We start from the raw sequence: 23236 nt of genomic DNA, 5'->3' as shown, positions 1-23236 counted from the left end.
CACCATGCATAACGCCCGTGAATTCAACTTCGACGGCCTGGTAGGCCCGTCGCACAACTATGCCGGCCTCTCGTTCGGCAACGTCGCCTCTTTCAACAATGTGAAGAGCGCGTCGAACCCGCGCCAGGCGGCCCTGCAGGGCCTGGCCAAGATGCGCGAGCTGGCAGCGCGCGGCTTCGCGCAGGCCGTGCTGCCGCCGCAGGCGCGCCCGAACTTCCGCCTGCTGCGCCGCCTCGGCTTTTCCGGCACCGACGGCGACGTGCTGGCCCAGGCCTATCGGGAAGCGCCGGTGATCCTGGCCTGCGCCTGGTCGGCGTCGCCGATGTGGACCGCGAACGCCGCCACCGTCAGCCCCTCGGCCGACACCGCGGACGGCCGCGTGCACTTCACCGCCGCCAACCTGAACAACAAGCTGCACCGCGCCGAGGAGCACATCCAGTCGACCCGCACCCTGCGCGCGCTGTTCGCCAACCCGGACCATTTCGTGGTGCACGATCCGCTGCCCTCGACCCCGGCCTTCGGCGACGAAGGCGCGGCCAACCACACGCGCTTCGCCAGCAGCCACGGCGCGCAAGGGATCGAATTCTTCGTCTACGGCCGCGTCGAGTTCGATCCGTCCGCGCAAAGCCCGAAGAAATACCCGGCGCGCCAGACGCTCGAAGCCTCGCAGGCGATCGCGCGCCTGCACGGCCTGGACGGCGCGCGCACCGTGTTCGCTTCGCAGAATCCGGACGTGATCGACCAGGGCGTGTTCCACAACGACGTGATCGCGGTCGGCAACGGCAACGTGCTGTTCTACCACGAGCAGGCCTTCGCCAACGAGGCGGCCACCCTGGACGCGCTGCAGCGTGCGCTGGCCGGCGTCGGCGCGGGTCTGCAGGCGGTGCGCGTCGATACCGGCATGGTGCCGGTCGCCGATGCGGTGGCCAGCTACCTGTTCAACAGCCAGCTCCTGTCGAAACCGGACGGCGGCATGGCGCTGGTGGTGCCGCACGAATGCCGCGAGAACGCCGCGGTGTCGCGCTACCTGGAGGCGCTGGTGGGCTCCGGTGGCCCGATCGACGAGCTGATCGAATTCGACCTGCGCCAGAGCATGCGCAATGGCGGCGGCCCGGCATGCCTGCGCCTGCGCGTGGCGCTGACCGACATCGAGGCTTCCGCCATGCACCAGGGCGTGATCATGACCGAAGAGCTGTACGCGAAACTGGTGCCCTGGGTCGAGCGCCACTACCGCGACCGCGTCGAGCCGAAGGACCTGGCCGACCCGCAGCTGGCGCTCGAATGCGCCGCCGCGCTGGAAGCGCTGGAGCGCATCCTCGGCCTGCCCGGACTGTATGACCTGACCTGATATGAAAACGCTCCGACTGTTGCCGCTTGGATACTGAACACCTGTCGTATCAAGAATCTGGCGTGTTCTAATAGCGAATCAGCTTTCGGGATAAGGAAGCAAGAATCTGGATGGGACAACCCCGTCCGTATAAAAGCCGGCGAGCGCGTGGCCACAAGCCGCTGCGGACCTGGCACAACACTCAGCTTTGGAGAAGCAAATGAATAAAGACATGCCGCAAGACCTGCGTACCCGTACGCTGGCCCTGGTGAACGAAAACAAGCCTGCCGAGCAGGGCAAGGGCCAAGTGAACGCGCTGATCGGCGCCTGGCTCGCCTCCCTCGACGACGAGGACCTGGCGGGGGTGTCGCCGGACAGCCTGGCGGCGATCCTGCAGGACGGTTTCGCCCAGGTCGCGCAACGCACCGGACCGGGCTGCCAGATCGCCCAGATGCGTTACACCGACGGGCGCTGCGGCATGTCGACAGCTCTCCTGATCCTGAACGAAGACATGTCCTACCTGGTCGACTCCTTCGTGATGGCGCTGCGCCGCCAGCGCGTGGTCGCCTCGGGCGTGATGAACGCCGTGCTGCCGGTACAGCGTGACGAGAATGGCGCCGTGGTCGACGTGGGCGCAGCCGGTGCGCCGCTGGAATCGTATGTGTTGTGCCTGCTCGGCGAGGACCTGCCGCAGGACGAACTGAACGCGCTGGTCGAGCGCCTGCAGATGGTGGCGCGCGACGCCGCCGTCGTGCACCGCGACGCCGTCGCCATGGGTGACCGCATGAGCGCGGTCGCCGCCGACGCCGCCGCCCAGGGCACCCCGGGCGGCCAGGAAGTCGCCGCCTTCCTCGAATGGGCGAAGAACGAAGGCTTCGAGCCCTTCGGCTATGCCTACTACTTCGTGAAGCCGGGCGTGCGCGAACTCGAACGCGATATCCCGAGCCGCATCGGCGTGCTGCAGGACACCTCGCACCCGGTCTACGCGACCAGCATCCAGAACATCCCGGGCGACTTCGAGATCCTCTCCAAGCGCGAAGAGACCCTGTCGATCGTGAAGGCCGACGTGGCCGGCACCCTGCACCGCGACCAGCCGCTCGACTTCATCGGCGTACGCGCCACCGACGCCCAGGGCAACACCATCGGCGAGCACTGCTTCATCGGCCTGTTCACCCGCGCCGCCACCTCGACCCCGCTGGCGCGCCTGCCGTTCGCACGCGGCCGCGTGGCCAAGGTGCTCGGCATCGCCGGCGTGCGCCAGGAAGGCTTCCGTGCCGAGAAATTCCTGGAAATCCTGGAGTCGCTGCCGCGCACCGAAGCGCTGGAAGCCGATCCGGAATGGCTGGCCCAGGTCTGCAGCGCCGTGGTCTCGCTGTACAAGCAGCCGCGCGCGAAAGTCTTCGCCCGCCGCGACGTCTACAACCGCCACCTGAACGTACTGGTCTACCTGCCGCGCGAGCGCTACAGCGCCGCCGTGGTGGCCTCGCTGGCCCAGGCCCTGAAGGACAGCTCGGGCGCGGTCGACGTGCGTACCCAGACCCTGGTGGCCGATGGCCCGCTGGCCCGCGTCTACCTGATCGCCCAGGCCGCGCGCTATCCGCTCGACCTGGAAACCGACATCCAGAAGCCGCTGCTGTCCGTGCTGGACGGCTGGCATGACCGCTACACCGTGCTGACCGAGGACATCGCCGACGTCCCGACCCGCAACGCGCTGCGTAAGCTCATGCCGACCCTGCCGGTCAACTACGTCGCCGCGACCGATCCGGAAGTCGCCTTCCGCGACCTGTGCGCGCTGCTGAACAACGGCAAGCCGAACCACGTCTCGGTGCGCATCGAGAACGATGCCGCAACCGGCGCTTCGATCCGGCTGTACTCGACCGGCAGCGTGCCTTCGCTGTCGCGCATCCTGCCGGCCCTGCAGAACGCCGGCGTGGCGATCGACCGCGAGCAGGCCTTCGCGATCACCACCAAGGACGGCGCGCGCCACTTCGTGACCAGCCTGATCGTCGACCAGGAGTCCGCGGCCAAGCTGGCCAGGCCGGGCATCTCCGAGGTGGCGGAAGAACTGTTCGCCGCCCTGTTCAACGATGAAGCAGAAGACGGCCGCCTGAACGGCCTGACCATCGAAGGCGGCCTGTCCACCCGTGAAGTGCAGCTGGTGCGCGCCTACATCAGCTACTGGCGCCAGGCCGGCAGCAAGTTCACCACCCGCTACATGGCCGAGACCCTGCGCGACCGCGCCGCCCTGGTGCGCGAACTGGTGGAAGGCTTCAAGCTGCGCTTCGATCCGGCGCTGGGCGAGGACGAGCGCGCCTCCGGCAACGCCAAGCTGGCCGCGCTGAAGACCGGCCTGGCCCAGGTCAACCACGCCGACACCGAGGAAATCCTGGCGGCCCTGGTCGACCTGGTGATGGCGACCGTGCGCACCAACTACTTCCAGGGGGATGAGCAAAACCGCGGCGATAAAGTCATCTTCAAGTTCGACACCAGCAGCCTGGCGCTGGTGCCGGAACCGCGTCCGTTCCGCGAGATCTACGTGTTCTCGCGCCGCTTCGAAGGCGTGCACCTGCGCGGCGGCCCGGTCGCCCGCGGCGGCCTGCGCTGGTCGGACCGCATGGAAGACTACCGCACCGAAGTGCTGGGCCTGGTGAAGGCGCAGATCGCCAAGAACGCCGTGATCGTACCGACCGGCTCGAAGGGCGGCTTCGTCTGCAAGCAGATGCCGAAGGACGCGGCGCGTGAAGTCGTGGCGGCCGAGGGCGAAGCAGTCTACCGCCTGTTCATCGCCAGCCTGCTGGAACTGACCGACAACCGCGTGCGCGGCGAGATCGTCGCGCCGGCGGATACGGTCCGCTACGACCAGGACGACCCCTACCTGGTGGTCGCCGCCGACAAGGGCACCGCGACCTTCTCCGACATCGCCAACAGCATCGCCGTCTCGCGCGGCTTCTGGCTGGGCGACGCCTTCGCCTCGGGCGGCTCGAACGGCTACGACCACAAGAAGATGGGCATCACCGCGAAGGGCGCCTTCGAAGCCGTCAAGCGCCACTTCTACGAGATGGGCCATGACATGAACACCACCCCGATCACCATGGTCGGCGTGGGCGACATGTCGGGCGACGTGTTCGGCAACGGCGTGCTGCTGTCGCGCCAGCTGAAGGTGCTGGCCGCCTTCGACCACCGCCACATCTTCCTCGATCCGAATCCGGACGTCGCGGTCTCGTTCACGGAGCGCCAGCGCATGTTCGCCCTGCCGCGCTCCTCGTGGGAAGACTACGACAAGAAGCTGATCTCGGAAGGCGGCGGCGTGTTCCCGAGGAGCGCCCGCCACATCGAACTCACCCCGCAGGTGCGCGCCGCGCTCGACATCGCCGAGACCTCGCTCACGCCGGAAGAGCTGATGCACCGCATCCTGCTGGCGCCGGTCGACCTGTTCTACAACGGCGGCATCGGCACCTACATCAAGGCCTCGACCGAGACCCACGCCCAGGTGAAGGACCGCGCCAACGACAATATCCGCGTCAATGGCAGCGAACTGCGCTGCAAGGTCGTGACCGAAGGCGGCAACCTGGGCGCGACCCAGGCCGGCCGCATCGAGTTCGCACTGGCCGGCGGCCGCATCTTCACCGATGCGATCGACAACTCGGCCGGCGTCGACTGCTCCGACCACGAAGTCAACGTCAAGGTCTGGCTGGACACCGAAGTCAACGCCGGCCAGCTGCCCGAAGCCGACCGTAACCATCTGCTGACCGCGATGACCGGCGACATCGAGCATCTGGTCCTGCGCAACAACACCCTGCAGACCCACCTGCTGGTGCGCGAAGCCCAGGCCCAGTCGAACAGCGCGGTGGTGGACGGCTACGCCGCCCTGATCGCAAGCCTGGAGCTTGAGGGCGCCATCTCGCGCGAGCTCGAACAGCTGCCGCTTGATTCCGAACTGGCGCGCCGCAAGGCGCTCGGCCAGGGCCTGACCACGCCGGAGCTCGCTGTCGTCATCGCCGCCGTCAAGAACCGCTTCAAGCGCATCCTGGCGGCCCTGCCGCTGACGGAACTGCCGTGGGCCGAGACCGTGCTGCGTCCTTACTTCCCGCAGCAACTGGTCGCCACCCGCGATCCGCTGGCGCATCCGCTGGCCAACACCATCCTGGCGACCATGCTGGCCAACGAGTCGGTCAACCGCTGCGGTCCGCTGATGCTGCGCGACCTCGCCCTGGAACACCGCATCGACGACGCCGAAGTGGTCAAGGCCTGGGGCCAGGCCTGGTCGGCCCTGCACCTGGCGCCGGTGTTCGAGGCGCTCGACGCCGATGCCCTGACGGTGCCGCGCGACGTCTCGCAGACGGTCGACGCCCGTACCCGCACGATGCTGCGCACCGTGACCGAAGGCGTGCTGTCGCTGCCGCTTGAACAGGCCGGCGCCGGCGGCATGGCCGAGCTGTCGCAGCTGTTCTCGGAGCCGGAGCAGCTGCTCCAGCTGAACACGTCCAAGTCGGATGCCGATGCCCACGCCGGCCTGCCGCCGTCCTTCGCGCAGGCCTGGAAGGCGGTCGACACGGTCGAATCGCTGGCGGCTTTCCTGTTCGCCGCGGTGTCGGTGCAGCGGCCGAGCGGCATGTCGCTGGCCGAGTTCCTGCAGGTCGGCATGGTGCTGCGTGCAGCCTCCGGCATCGATACGCTGGAGCGCGGCCTGAAGCTGCCGGCCACCAGCAAGTCGCAGGAACAGCTGCGCAATTACGCGATGCAGGCCCTGCGCCGCACCCAGCAGCGCATGCTGTTGACCGTGCTCGAACGCGCCAAGCAGACCGGCGACATGCAGGCCGCGGTGCAGGAAACCACCAGCGCCATGGGCTTGACGGGCTTCGCCCAGCCGACCGACCTCGAACAGGCGATGCTGAACGTCTGGTCGCTGTCGGAAGGCTCGAGCCCGGAACGCCTGGCGGCTTGACGTGATGGGCAAAGCTTCCTTCGAAGCGCTGCCGGAATCGGTACGGGCCCTGGCCCAGGCCGATTTCGGCCAGGTGGCGGCGCTGTTCCGTGCCGCCGGCTTCACGGTCGGCCTGCCCGCCAGGGGCGTGCTGACCGTGAAGGCTGGGCAGTCGGAGGCCGATCAGGAGCGGAGACGCCCGGCCGTGCTGCTGTCGGTAGGCGTGCACGGCGACGAGACCGGGCCGATCGAGATGGTCGCGCACGCGGTCGATGCGCTGTCGCGCGCGCCGCGCGAGCTGAGGGTGGACCTGATGTTGTGCGTCGGGAACATCGATGCGATCGCAAGCGGCAAGCGCTTTATCGACGCCGACCTGAATCGCATGTTCCGCCTGGAGCGCGGCGACCTGGCCGGCGCCTTCGAGGCGGGCAGGGCGGACGCCCTGATCGACGCGACGCGCGCGTTCTTCGACGGCGCCGGCCCGCAGCGCTGGCACCTCGACCTGCACACGGCGATCCGCGCTTCGCGCTATCCGAAGTTCGCGATCGTGCCGGAGCTGATCGCCGCGCAGCCGCGTGGGCGCCTGATCGAATGGCTGGGGCAGGGCGGCATCGAGGCGGTCATCATGAACCCGAAGTCGGCCGGCACCTATTCGTACTGGACGGCGGAGCAGCATGGCGCCGCCGCCAGCACGGTGGAACTGGGCCGCATCGGCACGCTGGGGCAGAACGACCTGTCGCAGTTTGCGGCGATGAGCGCGGCCCTGCACGCCCTGCTGCGCGGCTTGCCGGCGCCTGACGGAACGATGCCGCTGGTGTTCGACACCGCGCAGTCGATCACCAAGCTGTCCGACGCTTTCAGCATGAGCTTCGGGCGCGACACCGAGAACTTCACGCCCCTCAAGAAGGGCGAGACGATCGCCACCGACGGCGACACCGTCTACACCGTCCAGCATGACGAGGAATTCGTCGTGTTCCCGAACCCGGACGTGCGTGTGGGCCTGCGCGCCGGGATCATGGTGGTGCGCGCGGCGTGAGGCGGCCAGCACGATCCAATCGTGCGCGCTAGACTACCCCTTTCGACCGAAAGGGGAGTCTTTTCCATGAGCATGTTGTTTTCTCCGATCAAGCTGGGTCCGCTCGAACTGGCCAACCGCATCGCCATTGCGCCGATGTGCCAGTACTCGGCCGAGGAAGGCCTGCCGACCGACTGGCATATGATCCACCTGGGCCACCTGGCGCTGTCCGGGGCCGGCCTCCTGATCATCGAAGCGACCGCGGTGACGCCGGAAGGGCGCATCTCGCCCGAGGACCTCGGCCTGTGGTCCGACGAGCATGCGGCGGCGCTGGAGCCGATCGTCAACGCCATGCGCAGGCATTCCCCCATCAAGATCGCGATCCAGCTCGGCCATGCCGGCCGCAAGGCGTCCAGCGAAGTGCCGTGGCAGGGCGGCGCGAACATTCCGCCGGACCACCAGCGCGGCTGGCAGACCGTCGCGCCGTCCGCGGTCCCGCATGCGGAAGGAGAAACGGTGCCGCTGGCGCTGGATGCAGCCGGGCTGCAGCGCGTGAAGGACGGCTTTGTGGCCGCCGCGCGCCGCGCCGATGCCCTGGGCCTGGATGCGATCGAGATCCACGGCGCCCACGGCTATCTGCTGCACCAGTTCCTGTCGCCGCTGTCCAACCGGCGCACCGACGACTATGGCGGCTCGCTCGAGAACCGCATGCGCTTCCCGCTGGAAGTCTTCGATGCGATCCGCGCGGCGGTGTCGCCGGAGATGGTGGTCGGCATGCGCATCTCGGCCACCGACTGGGTCGAGGGCGGCTGGGACCTGGAGCAGAGCATCGTCCTGGCCGGCGAGCTGGAAAAGCGCGGCTGCCAGTTCATCCACGTCTCCAGCGGCGGTCTGTCGCCGCTGCAGAAGATCCCGGTGGGGCCGGGCTACCAGATCGAATTCGCGGCCCGCATCAAGCAGCAGACCGCCATGCCGGTCATCGGCGTCGGCCTGATTACCGAGGCCAAGCAGGCCGAGACCATCGTCCAGACCGGCCAGGCCGACATGGTGGCGCTGGCGCGCGCGATGCTGTACGACCCGCGCTGGCCATGGCATGCAGCGGCCGAGCTGGGCGCCAGCGTGAGCGCGCCGCCGCAGTACTGGCGTTCGCAGCCGCACGAGTACAAGAACCTGTTCGGCGATACCCGGCTCGGGCAGCGCTGATCCGCTGTAAAAACCGTTCGTTCCGCGTTTTTTGCAGTTTGTCGCATGGGCCGGGCCGGCCAGGCGCCCTCTTGTTAGAGTGGAATCATCTCAAACAGAAAGGCCTCCCATGCGTACCCTGATTGCCATCGCCTGCCTTGCCGCCCTCGGCGGCTGCGCCATCGTCGTCGCTCCCGGCGCCGACGGCGACTACCAGGTCCGGACTCCCTTCAACGGCAATGCGGTCGAGGGCGACGGCATCGCCGGGCGCGACCAGCGCATGGTCGGCACCGTGAACGGCCTGGACGTCGACGGTGCCTTCGTGGTCGACGTGCGCGTCGGCCCGGCCACCTCGCTGGTGGTGGAAGCCGACGGCAACCTGCTGCCGCTGATCCGCACCGACGTCCGCGGCGACACCCTCAACATCTATGCCGAGCGCTCCTACCGCAGCCGCAATCCGGTGCACGTGATCTACACGGTGCCGCGCCTGACCGACCTGCGCCAGAACGGCTCCGGCCGCGTCACGGTGGAAGGGCTGGCCGGTTCGCCGTTGAGCCTGCGCCGCAACGGTTCGGGTTCGGTGTCCGTGGCCGGCCAGGTGGCCAGCCTGGAAGCCGACAACAACGGTTCCGGCACCCTCGACGCCGGCCGGCTGCAGAGCGCCAGCGCCAAGCTGGCCATGAGCGGCTCCGGCCGCCTCGAAGTCGGGCGGGTAGCCGGCGACTATGCGATCGTCAACCTGAACGGCTCGGGCCATGTGCGCGTCGGCGGCGCGGTGCGTTCGCTGACGGCGCGCGCGAACGGCACCGGCCACCTCGACCTGGGCGGGCTGTCCAGCGACCAGGCCGACCTCTCGTCCTCGGGCTCGGGCGGTATCACCGCCAACGTCCGGCAATCGCTGATCGCGCAGAACGGCGGCTCGGGCGGCATCCGCGTGCTCGGCAATCCGGGACAGCGTTCGGTGAGCGGCAACCACATCCAGGTGCTGAATTAAAAAAAAGCGGCCCGCGGGCCGCTTTGTCGTTTACAGCAGGTGGTCCAGCAGCTCCGGCCCGAACACCTCGCGGTGCAGGCGCGCCGGCGGCACGCCCAGGTGCAGCAGCGCCAGCCACTGGGTCTGCATGAACTTGTGCGGGCCGCACATCCAGACTTCCGCTTCCTCGCGCGGCCAGGCCGGCAGCCTGGTCACCTCCATCCGGCCTTGCGCGTCTTCGTAGAAGGTCGCCACCGACAGGTTCGGCATCGCGTCCTTCAGGGCGCCCACTTCGGCACGCAGCGGGTGGTGGGTCGCGTCGCGCGCGGCATGGGCGAAGATCACGCGGCGCTGCGGGTTCACCGCGGCGATGCGCTTGAGCGCCGAGATCATCGGGGTGATGCCGACGCCGGCCGACAGCAGCACGATCGGCTGCTCGCCTTCGGTGTCCGGAGTGAACTCGCCGAACGGATGCGAGACCTGCAGGGTCGAGCCGACCTGCACGTTCTGGTGCAGCCAGTTCGAGACCATGCCGGCCGGGGTCTCGGCGACGCCGTCTTCACGCTTGACCGAGATGCGCCAGCTGTCCAGGCCCGGCGCGTCGGACAGGCTGTACTGGCGCAGCTGGTGGTGGCCGTCCGGCAGGTCGACCGCGACGCTGACGTACTGGCCCGACTGGAAGGCCGGCAGCGGCTTCCCGTCCGCCGGCACGAAACGGAAGGACATCACGTTCTCGCTTTCGCGGGTCACCTCGGTCACGCGCATCGGGCGGGTCTCGCCCGGCTCGATGCCGGCGGTGCTGTACATCTCGGCTTCGGCTTCGATCAGCAGTCTGGCCAGTGCGTTATACGCTTCCTTCCAGGCGTCCAGCAGCGGCACCGTGGCGGCGTCGCCGAGGGTGGCGGCGATCGCGCCCAGCAGGTGCTGGCCGACGATCGGATAGTGTTCGGCGCGGATGCCGATCGAGACGTGCTTGTGGACGATGCGCTTGACCACCGGTCCCAACGCGCCCGGATTGCCGATGTTCGCCGCGTAGGCGAACACCGCCGACGCCAGCGACTGCTGCTGCGCCCCACTCGCCTGGTTGCCCATGTTGAAGATGCGGGTCAGTTCAGGATGCGCGCCCAGCATGTTCTCGTAGAACAGCTTGGTAATGGCCAGGCCGTGTTGGCGCAGGACCGGTACGCTGGCGTCGATGTAGGGGCGGGAAGCGTCGGAAATCATGATTCGTTCCTTATTGATGCATTTAATATGCAGATTTAAAGTTCAAAAAAATGCCCGGATGGGCTTGCTAAAGCTAGTACTTACTTCTGTTCCACACTGGACTGCGCGCCGCTCCAGAACATTCGGTGCATGCGCACGACCTGTTCGCCGGTCGCGCCCGAGGTCGCCATGGACAGGGTGTAGCGGTCCATCGCCTCGTAGAAGGCGCGCATCCCGGCGCGCAGCATGCCGCGCAACTGGCAGTCGAGCTTGAGGGCGCAGTCCGTGCCCTCGCAATCGACCAGTTCGTCTTCTTCGCCTTCCAGCTTGCGCAGCACCTGGCCGATGGTGAGCAGCGCCGGATCGGCCGCCAGGCGCAGGCCGCCGTTGCGTCCGCGCGTCGCCGTGATCCAGCCCAGCTTGGCCAGTTGCCCGACCACCTTCACCAGGTGGTTCAGCGGAATATCGAACTGCGCGCTGATCTCGGCCACCGTCACCGGCTGCGGACGTTCGCCGGCCCGCTCCAGGTAAATGAGCACACGCAGGCCAATATCGGAAAAACGGGTGAGGCGCATCGCTTCGATCTCGTGGTTACAGGCGTATTCTACCTAAACCTGCATAAAAAATGCAGATTTAAGGAAACTATTTTTTCCGTGCATCGCAACTGCCCTATAATCGCAGGCTTTGGAAGTGCGACCAGAGGAAACGCCGTGAACCAGACATTGGGCCAAAAGCTCTTTAGAACCAAGACGTCGGAGCGCAAGCTCGATGACGGCTCCGCCCACGGTGGAGGCCTCGGCCGTACCCTCGGCCTGTTCCCGCTGACCATGATCGGCGTCGGCGCCACCATCGGTACCGGTATTTTCTTCACCATGGTCGAAGCGGTGCCGAAGGCCGGCCCGGCGGTCGTGCTGTCGTTCCTGTTGGCGGCGATTACCGCCGGCCTGACCGCGCTGTGCTATGCCGAGCTGGCGAACCGCGTGCCGGCGTCCGGCTCGTCCTATTCCTTTGCGTATGCCACCGTCGGCGAGTTCGGCGCCTTCATCGTGGCCGCCTGCCTGCTGCTGGAATACGGCCTGGCCGCCAGCGCCACCGCGATCGGCTGGTCCGACTACCTGAACAACTTCCTGCAGAACGCGATCGGCTGGCAGATCCCGGACGCCCTGCGTTCGCCGATGATTGTCTCGGGCAAGAACGGGGTCGAATTCCACGCGGGCCACATCAACCTGCCGCCGATCCTGCTGGTGGTGCTGTGCTGTGTCCTGCTGATCCGCGGCACCAAGGAATCGGCGACCACCAACGCCATCATGGTGGTCATCAAGCTGGCCATCCTGGTGTTCTTCGCGGCGATCGCCCTGACCGGCTTCGACATCAACAACTTCCACCCCTTCTTCGCCGCCAAGGATGGCCACAGCGCAGGCGGACTCGCCGGCGTGACGGCGGCGGCCGGCACCGTGTTCTTCTCCTTTATCGGCATCGACACCATCGCCACCGCCGGCGAGGAGACCCGCAACCCGACCCGCGACGTGCCGCTCGGGATCCTGGCGGCCCTGATCATCGTGACCGTGTTCTACATGCTGGTGGCGATCGCCGCCATGGGCGCCCAGCCGGCCCATCTGTTCGAAGGTCAGGAGGCCGGCCTGGCCGTGATCCTGCAGAACGTCACCGGCAAGGCCTGGCCGGCGCTGGTGCTGTCGGCCGGCGCCGTGATCTCGGTGTTCTCGGTGACCCTGGTGACGATCTATGGCCAGACGCGCATCCTGTACGCGATCTCGCGCGACGGCCTGATTCCGAAGACCTTCCAGACCGTCAACCCACGCACCCAGTCGCCGGTGGCGAACACCATGATCGTCTCGGTGGTGGTGGGAGCAGTGGCGGGCTCGGTCGACGCCACCTTCCTGTGGGACATGGTCAGCATGGGTACCCTGGTCGCCTTCATCGTGGTGTCGATCGCGGTGCCGGTCATCCGCCGCAAGCAGGGCGAGACGGGGCGCAAGGGATTCCGCGTGCCGTTCGGTCCCTACCTGGTGCCGGGCCTGTCGATCCTGGCCTGCCTGTATCTCGTGTTCGGCCTGTCGCGGGTCACCTATACCGTGTTCGCGGTGTGGATGACGGTGGCGGTCCTGACCTATTTCGGCTACGGCTTGCGGAACAGCCGCCTGAACAAGGCGGATGCGGGGCAGGCGGAGCTGATGCACTAATAGAACGATGCGCTAGCTTAAGCGCGTGAAGTCGGCGAAAAGCAAAAAGCCGCGTACTTATAAAGGTACGCGGCTTTTTTGTATTCGGATTTCTGAACCTCGGCATGGGCCCCGCGTTCGCGGGGCGACGTGCTGGGTTATTTCTGCATCCTGTAACGCTCCAGCCAGTGCGCATACGGCGCCGGCAGCACCCAGGTCGGGCGCTCGACGCCGAGTTCCTGCGCGGCCTGCAACGGGTAGTGCGGGTTGGCCAGGTGGGCGCGGCCGACCATCACCAGGTCCAGCTGGCCGTCCGCCACCGCGCGTTCGGCCAGCTGCGGGCCGTCGAAGCCCCAGGCCGAGGCCACCGGCAGGCCGGCTTCGCGGCGCACGCGTTCGGCCACCGGTCCCAGGAAGGCCGGACCCCAGGGGATGTTCACGTCGGCGATGGTGAAGCCGACGCTGACGCTCAGCATGTCCAGGCCGCGCGCGCGCATCATGCGCACGAGTTCGATCGACTCGTCCAGGGTCTGCTCGTCCTTGCCGTCGTACTCGATGACGCCGAAGCGCGCGGTCAGCGGCAGGTTCTGCGGCCAGACTTCGCGCACGGCTTCCAGGGTCTCGAGCAGGAAGCGGCTGCGGCCGGTGAAATCGCCGCCGTACTGGTCGGTGCGCTGGTTCGAATGCGGCGAGAAGAAGCTCTGGCCGAGGTAGCCGTGTGCGAAGTGCAGTTCCAGCCATTCGAAGCCGGCGGCGAGTGCACGCTTGGCCGCCGCCACGAAATCGGCTTTGACGCGCGCGATGTCGTCGATGCTCATTTCCTTCGGCACCTTCGGCAGGCCGCCGCCGAACGCGATCGCGGACGGCGCGATGGTGTCCCAGCCGTAGGGCGCGTCGGACGGGATGTGGTCGTCGCCTTCCCACGGGCGGTTGGCGCTGGCCTTGCGGCCGGCATGGCCGATCTGGATGCCGGCGACCGCGCCGGCGGCCTTGATACGCGCCGCGACATGGGCCATGCCCTCGACCTGGGCGTCGTTCCACAGGCCGGTGCAACCCGGGGTGATGCGGCCTTCCGGCGACACCGCCGTCGCTTCGACGATCACCAGGCCGGCGCCGCCGCGTGCGATGCCGGCATAGTGGACCTGGTGCCATTCGTTGACGAAGCCGTCATTGGCGCGGTACTGGCACATCGGCGGCACCGCGATGCGGTTACGCAGGGTGAGATCCTTGAGTGTGAAAGGGGAGAATAAGGCTGACATGTGCTTCCTGTTGTTAGAGCTAAGATAGGTAGAGTGAATGAGACGGGTGAGCGGCAGCCTCAGCTGCAATGCGCTTCGTGGCTGGCGCCCTGCTTGGCCGTCTGGCGCGCGCCGCGGCGGGCGGAACGGACGACCAGCACGAGGGCAAGCACGGTCAGGCCGGCGCCGCAGACCATGACCGCCGCGTAGCCCAGGCCGGCGTTCAGGACGACGGCGCCGAGCATCGCGCCGATCGCGTTGCCCAGGTTGAAAGCGCCGATGTTGACCGAGGACGCCAGACCCGGGGCCTGCGCCGCGGCGCGCATCACGCGCATCTGCACCGGCGGCACCAGCGCGAACGAGGCGATGCCCCAGACCAGCAGTCCGATGGCCGCGCCGGCCCGGGTCGCGGCCAGCCAGGGAAAGGCAAGCATCATTGCCGATTCCACCAGCAGGAACACGATCAGGGTCCTGTCGATCGAACGGTCCGCCATCTTCCCGCCGAGCGAATTGCCGATCGTGAAGCCGATTCCCACCAGGGCCAGCATCAGCGTGATGAAGGTGGGCGATGCGCTGGTAAAGGACTGCAGCGCTGGATTAATGTAGGTGTACAGCGCGAACATGGCGCCCGATGCCAGCACGGTCGTCAGGAGTGCCTGCAGCACGACCGGACGCATCAGGACCTTCAGCTCGCTGCGCACGTCCGGCGCCTGCCCCCGGCTTCCCTGCGGCAGGAACATCAGCAGGGATGCCATCGCCAGCAGGCCCAGGGCGCCGATCGCGCCGAAGGACTGGCGCCAGCCGATGTGATCGCTGAGCCAGGCAGCGGCCGGTACGCCGCCGATGTTGGCGACGGTCAGCCCCATGAACATCATGGCGACGGCGCTTGCCTGGCGCGCGCGCGGCACCAGGCTGGCGGCGACGACCGAGCCGATCCCGAAGAAGGCGCCATGGGTCAGGCTGGTGACGATCCGCGCCGCCATCAGGCCGGCATAGTCGGGGGCGATCGCCGACAGCGTATTGCCGAGTGCAAACAGCGCCATCAGGGCGACCAGGGCCTTGCGGCGCGGCCAGCGCGCCAGCAGCAGGGTCATGACCGGTGCCCCGACGGTCACGCCGATCGCGTAGGCGGACACCAGCAGCCCGGCCGACGGAATCGAGACATCGACGCCTTTGGCAATGGTCGACAGCATGCCCATCGGACCGAATTCCGTCGTACCGATGCCGAAGGCGCCGATGGCCAGGGCCAGCAGGGGGAATGCCGCCTTGCTTGTAGAGCTTGTGGAAACTTGCATGGGCTGGGACCGGGCAACTCGACTGGAGAAAAGGGAGAAAGTATGTCTCCGGCACTTTCTCAGATAAAGGGGCTAATATTCAAAATACTTTTGCTTGAGATGAAAAAATGAAGCTGACGCTCGATGAATTGGAGATCTTCCTCGCCATCGTGGACACCGGGTCCATGACGGCTGCCGCCGAACGCATGCGACAGCCGGTATCGGCAATCAGCCGCCTGCTGGCCCGGCTGGAAACGAAGCTGAACACGACCCTGATGCGCCGCACGACCCGGCGCCTCGACCTGACCGATGACGGCAACGACTTCGTCGCCGATGCGCGCGCCATCCTGGCGTCCGTGCAGGCCGCGCAGGACCGGCTGGTGGAACGCCATGGACGGCTCGCCGGGAAGCTGCGGGTGGATGCCGCCACGCCCTTCATGCTGCACGTGGTGGTGCCGCTGATGCCCGGTTACCGCGCACGCCACCCGGGTGTGGAATTGAGCCTCTGCAGCAATGAGGGTTTCATCGACCTGCTGGAGCGCCGCGTCGACCTGGCGATCCGGATCGGCGAGCTGAAGGACTCCACCTTGCACGGCAGGTTGCTCGGCCACACCCGTATCCGCCTGGTTGCGAGCCCCGCCTACCTGGCCAGCAACGGCGTGCCGGAAGACGTCCCGGCGCTGCTCCGCCACGAATTGCTGGGCTTTAGCGAACCCGAGAGCCTGAACCAGTGGCCGCTGCGCCATGCCGACGGCAGGCCGGTGAACATCGTCCCGACGCTCACCGGGTCGAGCGGAGAGACGCTGCGCCAGCTTGCGCTGCAAGGCATGGGCATCGCCTGCATTTCGGATTTCATGACAGCGGCGGACATCGCCGGCGGCCGGCTGGTGGAAGTCTTGCCGCACCTGAATGTCGAGACGACGCGGCCGATCAACGCCGTGTTCTACCGGCATTCGGCGGTATCGGCCAAGATCGGATCGATGGTGGATTACCTCGCCGAGTGCCTGCGCGCGCCCGAGACCGCGTGGCCCATCGTGCAGGCTTGACGCGCGCTGGCCTTACTGCGCCGGCCGGGTCAGCGGAAGCACATAGGTCAGCAGGCTGACCAGGGTCTTGCCCGGCTCTTCCCACGGGATCATGTGCGCCGAGTGCTCGAACCAGACGGCCTGCTTGGACGGCGCCTTCACCTGCGCCAGCCAGGCCTCGAGCGGCGCGGTGGGCGTGGTGTAGTCGTGCCGGCCGAGGAACATCACGACCGGGATCGGGAAGCGCTTCACGCTTGAGAAGTCGACCTGCACGAATTCGGGCAGCACCCGTCCCAGCGTCAGCAGGCTGCCCTGGTCGATGTCGCGCACCTGCTTGCGGTCGTATTCGGGCGAAAGCAGCGGGCCGTCGAAGAAATAGCCCGAGCTGCTGCGGAAGGCGCTCAGGCCGCCGTAGTACTGCGGCCACTTGCGCGCCACGACGATGCGCTCGCGCGTGATCGGCTGGTCGCCGGGGTAGGGCGCGATCGTGGCCATTTCCTTCAGCGCCTCCCGGTTGGCGTGTGCCTTCGCCTGCGCCAGCGCGTAGTCGAAGCTGATGCGTTCGTTCTCCCGCACATTGATCACCTGGCCGATGCCGACGTAGGCATAGAACAGGTCGGGGCGCTTGAGCGCCGCCTTCATGCCGACGATGGTGCCCCAGCTGTGTCCCATCAGGATGAGCTTGCGCTTGCCGTAGCGCCGGCGCAGGTGCTCGGCCACCTCGATCGCGTCGTCGACGTAGCGGTCGATGCGGATCGTGCCCGCCACCGTGTCCGGATCGGTCTCGCCGTAGGTCTTGCCCGCCCCTCGCTGGTCGTAGTTGGCGACCGTGAAGTATTCCTCGATCGGACGCTGGAACTGCCACATGGTCGGGGTGATCGGCGAGGCCGGACCGCCATGCACGAACAGGATCATCGGATTGGCGCGGTCCTGGCCGCGCACATTGATCCACTGGTCGATGCCGCCGATGCTGCTCCTGTACGACTCCTGCACGCCTTCCGGCGCGGCGATCCTTTCCAGGTCCGCCACCGCCGCGCGCGCGTCGCGCCAGTCCTTCGCCAGCGCCAGCGCACCGGCGTCCTGCGCCGCGGCCGTCCCCATCCCCAGCAAGCCAGCCAGGGCCCAGCATGCGATCCATCTCTTGTTCATCCATTCCTCCGGGCTGGGCAGCAGGATGCGAGCGCCGCCGGGTCCTCGTTGCGCCGCAATCCGCCGGCGCCGTCCATCGTCAGCACGGCCGGCAGCGTGTGCGCCCCCGCGGCGGCGGCGCCCGCACGGCGCGCCGGCAGGTGCAGCACCGCGCGCCCCGGCGTGGCGAGATAACGCATCACCACGTCGAAAGTGCCGCCGGGCTGGCGCGCCGCATTGGTGTCGCCGTCCCACAGCGCGACCAGCAGGTCCGCCTTCTGCGCGAGATAATCCCCCAGCCTTTCGTAGGGTGCGCTGCCGGTGAGCGGGCCGCCGTCCGCCGGCACCTCGAACACGTCCTGCGCGCGGGCGCGCAGGGCAAGATAGCTGTCGCGGAATGCGTGCGACCCCGGCGCCTCCTGGCTCTCGATGTAGTCCGCTTCGGGCATCGGCAGCGGCACCAGCAGCCGTACCCGCCCGGCGCCGCACTGCGCCTGCAGGGCCAGCACCTGCTCGGCGAACAGCTGGTCCGCGCCCGCCGCCAGCGCGGACAGGCAATCCAGCCGCGTCCGCGGGGCCGCCTGCGCAGTCCCGGCCACCAGCGCGGCCAGCAGCGCGGACAGCTGCGCACGCGCCCGCACGCAGTCGTCCGCATCCAGCGCGCGGTGACCGCTGACCGCGATCGCGAAGGTGGAAGCGTCGGGCGCAGTCATCGTCAGCCGAGGTGGTACATGCCTTTTTCGCCGAACAGGCGGTGCCAGTCGTGGACTTCGGACATCAGCAACTCCACCAGCGTCGACAGATGCTCCTGCACGTCGCCAACGCCCGCGCCGTCTTCCAGCGCGGTGTTCAGCCAGGCATCCAGCCGGTGCGCCATCGCCCCGTACGATGCCGTCAGGCGCTCCGACTCTTCCTGCGCGGTGAAACCCTGCAGGGAAGCGGCGAAGGCCGGGACCCCGGTCGAGATCATGGTCAGGACCGGCTCATGCCAGACCAGGTGCGCCATCACCGCCGCGATGGTGACCGCAAAGCTGGCCAGCGAAATCGCATGGACGCGGTGGACGATGATCTGCTCCTCCTGCGCGCGCCGGCAGTGGTAGCGCAGCTGCTGGCGCGCGAGCTGGAGCGCATAGGCCAGCGCGGTCCGGGTGTAGGTCCACTGGTCGGCGCTGCAGAGGGCGCCCAGTTTCGCCAGCAGGCCGGCGCGCATCTCGTGCCGTTCGCGCTCGTGGGCGGCGGCGCGCGCATCCTGGCTGGCGTGGCGATGGCCGGACAGCGCGGCCAGGTGAGGCGGCAGGGGCGCGTCTTCCGCATCGATCCCGTGCTGCGCGCGGCCGTGCAGCCACAGCGGCGCGCGTTCCCGGTCCAGCGCCACCACGAGCGGCAGGCAGCGCAGGAATTCCGCATGAAAGCGCAGCCCGAGCCAGTGCTCGTGCCAGTTGACCTTGTGCGCGCTGCGGAAGGTAAGGAACAGCACCAGCAGCGTCGCCAGTTCCGCCACCGCCAGCGCAAGACGCAGGCCGTCCGATTCCGAGGCCACGCCCCATGCGGCCAGCAGCACCGCCAGCGCCGAGCAGCCGTAGAGCACTGTGTAGGCGTCGCGTGCGCAGCCGCCGATCCGCTGGGCCTGCGCATCCGACTCGTGCAGGGCGCCGGTCACGCGCTGCAGCAGGACCGGACCGGTCAGCCGTTCGAGCAGGGCCTGGCTGCTGTCCTGGCTGGGCGCGGCGGGCAGGTCGTGCGCCTCCCAGCCGGCCAGCAGGAAATGCCGGCGGAAGAAATTGCGGATACGGCCGGCGCTGCGGCAGCGGATATCGAAACGGGACATGGGAGGCCTGGCTCAGGTGGACTGGGCGCCGCAGCGGCTCAGGAACTGCTTGCGTTCCGCGGCGTCGTCGATTTCCTGCGCCACCGCCGCGATCACGTCCTGGCGGCTGCGGCCGGGCAGTGCCGCGCGCTTGACCAGCTGGCGCGCGATCGGACCGAGGACGCGCGCCAGTTCGAGGGCGAGCGGTTCCTGGTCGGCGGGCGCCAGGGAAGGCGCGGGAATGATCGGCGGCGCGGGCGCAGGGATGAAGGCCGGCGCGGGTTCCGCATGCCGGCGCGTTCCCAGCACGGCGCTCACGCTTTGCCGGAGCTCGGCCAGGCTGAGATCGAGGTCGCGGTCGAAGGCGTCGAGCCAGTGCTGGGTGCTGATGAAGTATTCGAGGCTCTTGGACGGCGCCACCGCTTCGATCCGGAACGGCAGGATCGTCAGCCCCTTGTTGACCGCGCGCTCGACTTCGCGCCGCACCTGCGGCGAGTTGTTGGAGCTGGACGAGAAGATCAGCAGCAGGATGCGGCACTGGTCCATGCCGTTGATGATGGCCTCCGCCCAGTCTTCGCTGGGGCGGATGTCGCGCGGCGCGACCCAGCAGCGCACCCCGGCGTTTTCGAGGCAGTGGCAGATCGCGTCGGCATGGCTTTTGTCGACATGGGAGTGGCTGAGGAAAACGTCGTAGGGCATGGTTCAATCCAGCAGCGCGAGGGCTTTTTCCATACTGCGGCGCATGCGCGTGAAGGCGGTACTGAGCACCGCCAGTTCGTCGCTGCCGCCTTTCGGGAAGGGTTCGACGCCGGCGCGGCCTTCGCTCACCGCGTCGGCGATGCGCGCGATGCGCTGCATCGGGCGCAGCACCAGCCAGTACATTACCGCGTTCACGAACACCAGCAGCGCGGCGAAGGACAGGGCGAAGCCGGTCATGATTCCTTTCACGGTGCGGTCGGCCTGGCGCATGGCCACGTCCAGCGGCACCGAGACGATCTGGCTGCCGACCACCTCGCCCAGCTTCCAGCCGAAGCCGTTGTTCGATCCGTACAGGGCCAGCATGCTGGCCGGCGCCGCGGCCGGGGTGCTGTGGCAGCTCAGGCACTGCTCGTCGTTGATGCGGATCGGGCGCGCCAGGTACAGCGAAGGACCGGTTTCGCTGTTGCGCTGGCCGATGAATTCCCTGGTGTCCGGATGATCGCGCAGGCGCTGCACCACGTCCGCTTCCCAGTCGACCACGCGGTCGCGCGGATTGGTCGGGTTCAGCGTCGCTTCCTTGTACGAGTAGTCGGGATTCGATTTGTGCAGGGCCGCGAAGCTCTGGGTCGCCGCATACGAGGGGACGGTCTGCGGCAGGAAGGTCTTGAGCAGCTGCGGGGTGAGGAGGGGCTTGATTTCGCTGGTGGTGTAGCCGCGCGCCGCCATCGCCGCCTCCATCATCAGCCGCGCATGGCCGATCACTTCCTGCTCCGCGTGCTGCTGCAGCACCTGGCGCGTAAAGAAGCCAGTGGCGAGAAAGCCGACTCCGAACACGGCGACCAGACCCAGATTGATTTTGACGAGCAGCTTCATAGGGCGGCAGAAGGATCGCTGATTAATCGCAAAATGATATCAAACTAAATACTCTTTGTAATAAAAAAAGCCACGCGCCCGAAGGCAGCGTGGCTTTTTGGGACGGGGGCCGGACGGCGCCCGTGCGGGCGATTACTTGACGCCCATCTCCTTCAGCAGGTTGTCGGCGTGATCGACCTTGTCCATGTTCCACAGGATGTAGCGGATGTCGACTTGGATGTCGCGCGTGGCTTCCTTGTTGAAGTCCCAGTCCGAGATGATCGAATCCAGGGTGCCGTCGAAGGCCAGGCCGATCAGCTCGCCCCTGGCGTTCAGCGCGGCCGAACCGGAATTGCCGCCGGTGATGTCGAGCGTCGCCAGGTAGTCGACCGGCACGGTCTTCAGCTTCGGATCGGCATACTTGCCGAAGTCCTTGGCGCGGATCGCGGCCAGCTGGCGCTCCGGCGCATTGAACTCGCCTTCGCCGGTGTGCTTGGCGAGCACGCCCTTCACGGTGGTGAAGGCGGTCCAGGAACCGGTGCCGTCGGCGCCGTAGTTGCGGCCCTTGATGTTGCCGAAGGTGACGCGCAGGGTCGAGTTGGCGTCCGGATAGACCGCCTGGCCCTTGCTGTTCATGTAGGCGATCTTGGCCTTCATGTAGCTGGCGTAGGCCTTCTGGATGTTGCCGCCCAGTTCTTCTTCGTCGGCTTCGTCCTTGCGGTCGGCGTCGTACAGGGCAACGGCGGCCTTGATGAAGGCGTCGTTGCTGGCCTGGAACTCAGCCGGCGACTTGCTCAGCCACGCGCTGCGGACGTCCTTGTTCTGCAGCTGCGAACCGGCGTACAGCTTGTCGAGCGCGGTCTTCAGCTCGGCTTCGCTCATGCCCGGCTTGATGCCGAGGGCGTTGTCGAAGGCGAGCTTATGCTCGTTGGCCGGTTGCGCGTTGTATTGTTTCAGGAAATTCAGCACCAGCGCCTTGTCGACCTTCTCGTCGTAGGTGCGGTCCTGGCCGGCGATGACGGCGTTCAGGCGCGGCATGTCGCGTTCCTGGTAGCCCGACTTGCGGTCGGCGTCCGGCTTGCTGCGCTCGTTGGCCAGGCGGTACAGGGTACGCGCCGAGTTCAGGAAGCGCGGGGTCGAGTAGCTCAGGAAGAATTCACGCTTGACGTTGGCGTCGCGCTCGGCGATCAGCTTCTCGACGGCCTCGATGTCGGCGCCGAATTCGGCCTTGCGCTGCGGATTGGCGTTGACCCAGGCCTTCAGCGCATTGTGCTCGGCGGTCTTGCGCGCCAGGATGTCGCTGCCTTCGTAGCTGGCGATCATGCCCTTGCGGTTCTTGTAGTAGTTGTTGACGCCGGCGATCTGGCCCGCGTATTTCAGCTTGGCGGCCGGATCGTTCTTGGTCTCGCGCTCAATGACGGCCAGGGTCTCGCCCGATGCCTTCACGAAGGCCGGGTAGTTCCAGTCGAAGGTGAAGGCCACTTCCGACGGCAGGCGGTGGCGGTTGGTGCGGCCCGGATAGCCCAGCGCCATGATGAAGTCGCCTTCCTTCACGCCTTCCTTGGCGATCTTGAGGAAGTGCTTCGGCTGGTAGGGCACGTTGTCCTTCGAGAAGTCGGCGGCCTTGCCGTCCTTGCTGACGTAGGCGCGGTAGAAACCATAGTCGCCGGTGTGGCGCGGCCACATCCAGTTGTCGGTGTCGCCGCCGAATTTACCCACGCCCGACGGCGGGGCGTGCACCAGGCGCACGTCGCGGATTTCCAGCTGCTTGATACGGTAGAACTCGAGGCCGCCGTAGAAGCTCGGCACCGTGCAGCGGTAGCCGGCGTCCTTTTCGCACTCGGCCACCAGGGCTTTCTGGTTCTTCTCGATCGCTTCGACGCGCGCCTTGCCGGTCAGCTTGGCGACTTCCGGGGTGATCACGCGATTGCTGACGTTGGCCACTTCCTCGGTCACGAACACGCGGCTGCCCGGCGCGGCCGGCAGTTCCTCGGCCATGCTCTTGGCCAGGAAGCCGTCGTTCAGCAGGTCGCGCTGCGGGGTCGAATTGATCGCCACGCTGTTGTAGACGCAGTGGTGGTTGGTGATCACCAGGCCCTGCGGCGAGACGAAGGAAGCCGAGCAACCGCCCAGGCTCACGATGGCGCCGGCCGGAAATTCGGTCAGCTTGGTCAGGGTGGCCGGGTCGAGCTTGAGGCCATCGGCTTTCAGTTGCTTGGCTACTTGTGGCAGCTGCTGCGGCATCCACATGCCTTCGTCGGCTTGTGCCGCGAAGCTGGCCAGGACGGCGAGCGAGATCAAGGATTTTTTCATTTTGTGGTGGGGGCCGCGAAAACCTGTTGCGTGCCGGTTTTGGCGGCCCCTGATACGTTGGTTGAGTGGACTCATGGCTCTGGGAGCCGTCACAGT

General features: G+C 67.3%; 17 protein-coding genes. 7 read left to right on the top strand and 10 right to left on the bottom strand.

The features are described 5' to 3' along the window. Nucleotides 1–4: 4 nt before the first annotated feature. The 5 genes from astB (at nucleotide 5) to AM586_RS13590 (ending at nucleotide 9442) form a co-directional block, all read left to right on the top strand. On the top strand, nucleotides 5–1348 hold the full coding sequence (gene astB / locus AM586_RS13610) for an N-succinylarginine dihydrolase (protein WP_047826730.1): 1344 nt from the start codon (nucleotides 5–7) through the stop codon (nucleotides 1346–1348). 199 nt (nucleotides 1349–1547) lie between these two features. Further along, nucleotides 1548–6272, top strand: coding sequence for an NAD-glutamate dehydrogenase domain-containing protein (locus AM586_RS13605; RefSeq protein ID WP_047826731.1), 4725 nt, complete (start codon nucleotides 1548–1550; stop codon nucleotides 6270–6272). A gap of 4 nt (nucleotides 6273–6276) precedes the next feature. Further along, nucleotides 6277–7287, top strand: a complete 1011-nt coding sequence (locus tag AM586_RS13600; RefSeq protein WP_047826732.1) for a succinylglutamate desuccinylase — start codon at nucleotides 6277–6279, stop codon at nucleotides 7285–7287. Between the two features lie 66 nt (nucleotides 7288–7353). Then, nucleotides 7354–8469, top strand: coding sequence for an NADH:flavin oxidoreductase/NADH oxidase (locus AM586_RS13595; RefSeq protein WP_047826733.1), 1116 nt, complete (start codon nucleotides 7354–7356; stop codon nucleotides 8467–8469). Nucleotides 8470–8578: 109 nt separating this feature from the next. After that, nucleotides 8579–9442 (top strand): head GIN domain-containing protein, encoded by an 864-nt coding sequence (locus AM586_RS13590; protein WP_047826734.1) that lies wholly within the window; start codon nucleotides 8579–8581, stop codon nucleotides 9440–9442. Between the two features lie 30 nt (nucleotides 9443–9472). Here the strand turns inward: AM586_RS13590 and AM586_RS13585 are convergent, their stop codons facing one another. Together AM586_RS13585 and AM586_RS13580 are read right to left on the bottom strand one after the other, a co-directional pair. After that, complete coding sequence (locus AM586_RS13585; protein WP_047826735.1) at nucleotides 9473–10645, bottom strand: globin domain-containing protein; 1173 nt, start codon at nucleotides 10643–10645, stop codon at nucleotides 9473–9475. A gap of 80 nt (nucleotides 10646–10725) precedes the next feature. After that, the gene (locus AM586_RS13580) at nucleotides 10726–11199 is read right to left on the bottom strand and encodes an Rrf2 family transcriptional regulator (RefSeq protein WP_047826736.1); all 474 of its coding nucleotides are present in this window, start codon (nucleotides 11197–11199) and stop codon (nucleotides 10726–10728) included. 135 nt (nucleotides 11200–11334) lie between these two features. Between AM586_RS13580 and AM586_RS13575 the strand changes: the two genes are divergently transcribed. Beyond that, nucleotides 11335–12825: an APC family permease gene (locus AM586_RS13575; protein WP_047826737.1), complete on the top strand. Its 1491-nt coding sequence runs from the start codon at nucleotides 11335–11337 to the stop codon at nucleotides 12823–12825. A gap of 137 nt (nucleotides 12826–12962) precedes the next feature. Here AM586_RS13575 and AM586_RS13570 read toward each other — a convergent pair whose 3' ends face one another. Both AM586_RS13570 and AM586_RS13565 read right to left on the bottom strand, forming a co-directional pair. Next, on the bottom strand, nucleotides 12963–14063 hold the full coding sequence (locus AM586_RS13570) for an NADH:flavin oxidoreductase/NADH oxidase (RefSeq protein ID WP_047826738.1): 1101 nt from the start codon (nucleotides 14061–14063) through the stop codon (nucleotides 12963–12965). Nucleotides 14064–14122: 59 nt separating this feature from the next. Then, nucleotides 14123–15337, bottom strand: coding sequence for an MFS transporter (locus AM586_RS13565; protein WP_047826739.1), 1215 nt, complete (start codon nucleotides 15335–15337; stop codon nucleotides 14123–14125). A 107-nt stretch (nucleotides 15338–15444) separates the two neighbouring features. Here AM586_RS13565 and AM586_RS13560 point away from each other — a divergent pair, with 107 nt between their 5' ends. Beyond that, nucleotides 15445–16362: a LysR family transcriptional regulator gene (locus AM586_RS13560; protein WP_047826740.1), complete on the top strand. Its 918-nt coding sequence runs from the start codon at nucleotides 15445–15447 to the stop codon at nucleotides 16360–16362. 12 nt (nucleotides 16363–16374) lie between these two features. Here AM586_RS13560 and AM586_RS13555 read toward each other — a convergent pair whose 3' ends face one another. The 6 genes from AM586_RS13555 to AM586_RS13530 form a co-directional block, all read right to left on the bottom strand. After that, nucleotides 16375–17490: an alpha/beta fold hydrolase gene (locus AM586_RS13555; protein ID WP_047826741.1), complete on the bottom strand. Its 1116-nt coding sequence runs from the start codon at nucleotides 17488–17490 to the stop codon at nucleotides 16375–16377. Continuing rightward, nucleotides 17487–18182, bottom strand: coding sequence for a hypothetical protein (locus AM586_RS13550; RefSeq protein ID WP_047826742.1), 696 nt, complete (start codon nucleotides 18180–18182; stop codon nucleotides 17487–17489). Before AM586_RS13550 ends, AM586_RS13555 begins: the two co-directional genes overlap by 4 nt. 2 nt (nucleotides 18183–18184) lie before the next feature. Continuing rightward, nucleotides 18185–19297 (bottom strand): hypothetical protein, encoded by a 1113-nt coding sequence (locus AM586_RS29140; RefSeq protein ID WP_047826743.1) that lies wholly within the window; start codon nucleotides 19295–19297, stop codon nucleotides 18185–18187. Nucleotides 19298–19309: 12 nt separating this feature from the next. Further along, a complete protein-coding gene (locus tag AM586_RS13540) occupies nucleotides 19310–19975 on the bottom strand; it encodes a toll/interleukin-1 receptor domain-containing protein (RefSeq protein WP_052234485.1) in 666 nt (221 codons plus the stop codon). A 3-nt stretch (nucleotides 19976–19978) separates the two neighbouring features. Continuing rightward, the gene (locus tag AM586_RS13535; protein WP_047826744.1) at nucleotides 19979–20848 is read right to left on the bottom strand and encodes a DUF3365 domain-containing protein; all 870 of its coding nucleotides are present in this window, start codon (nucleotides 20846–20848) and stop codon (nucleotides 19979–19981) included. A gap of 132 nt (nucleotides 20849–20980) precedes the next feature. Then, a complete protein-coding gene (locus AM586_RS13530) occupies nucleotides 20981–23140 on the bottom strand; it encodes a S46 family peptidase (RefSeq protein ID WP_047826745.1) in 2160 nt (719 codons plus the stop codon). Nucleotides 23141–23236: the final 96 nt, after the last annotated feature.

Source organism: Massilia sp. WG5, assembly GCF_001412595.2.
Classification (GTDB): Bacteria; Pseudomonadota; Gammaproteobacteria; order Burkholderiales; family Burkholderiaceae_D; genus Telluria.
The sequence above is the reverse complement of the archived record's forward strand: the minus strand, read 5'-3'. Positions and strand labels throughout refer to the sequence as shown.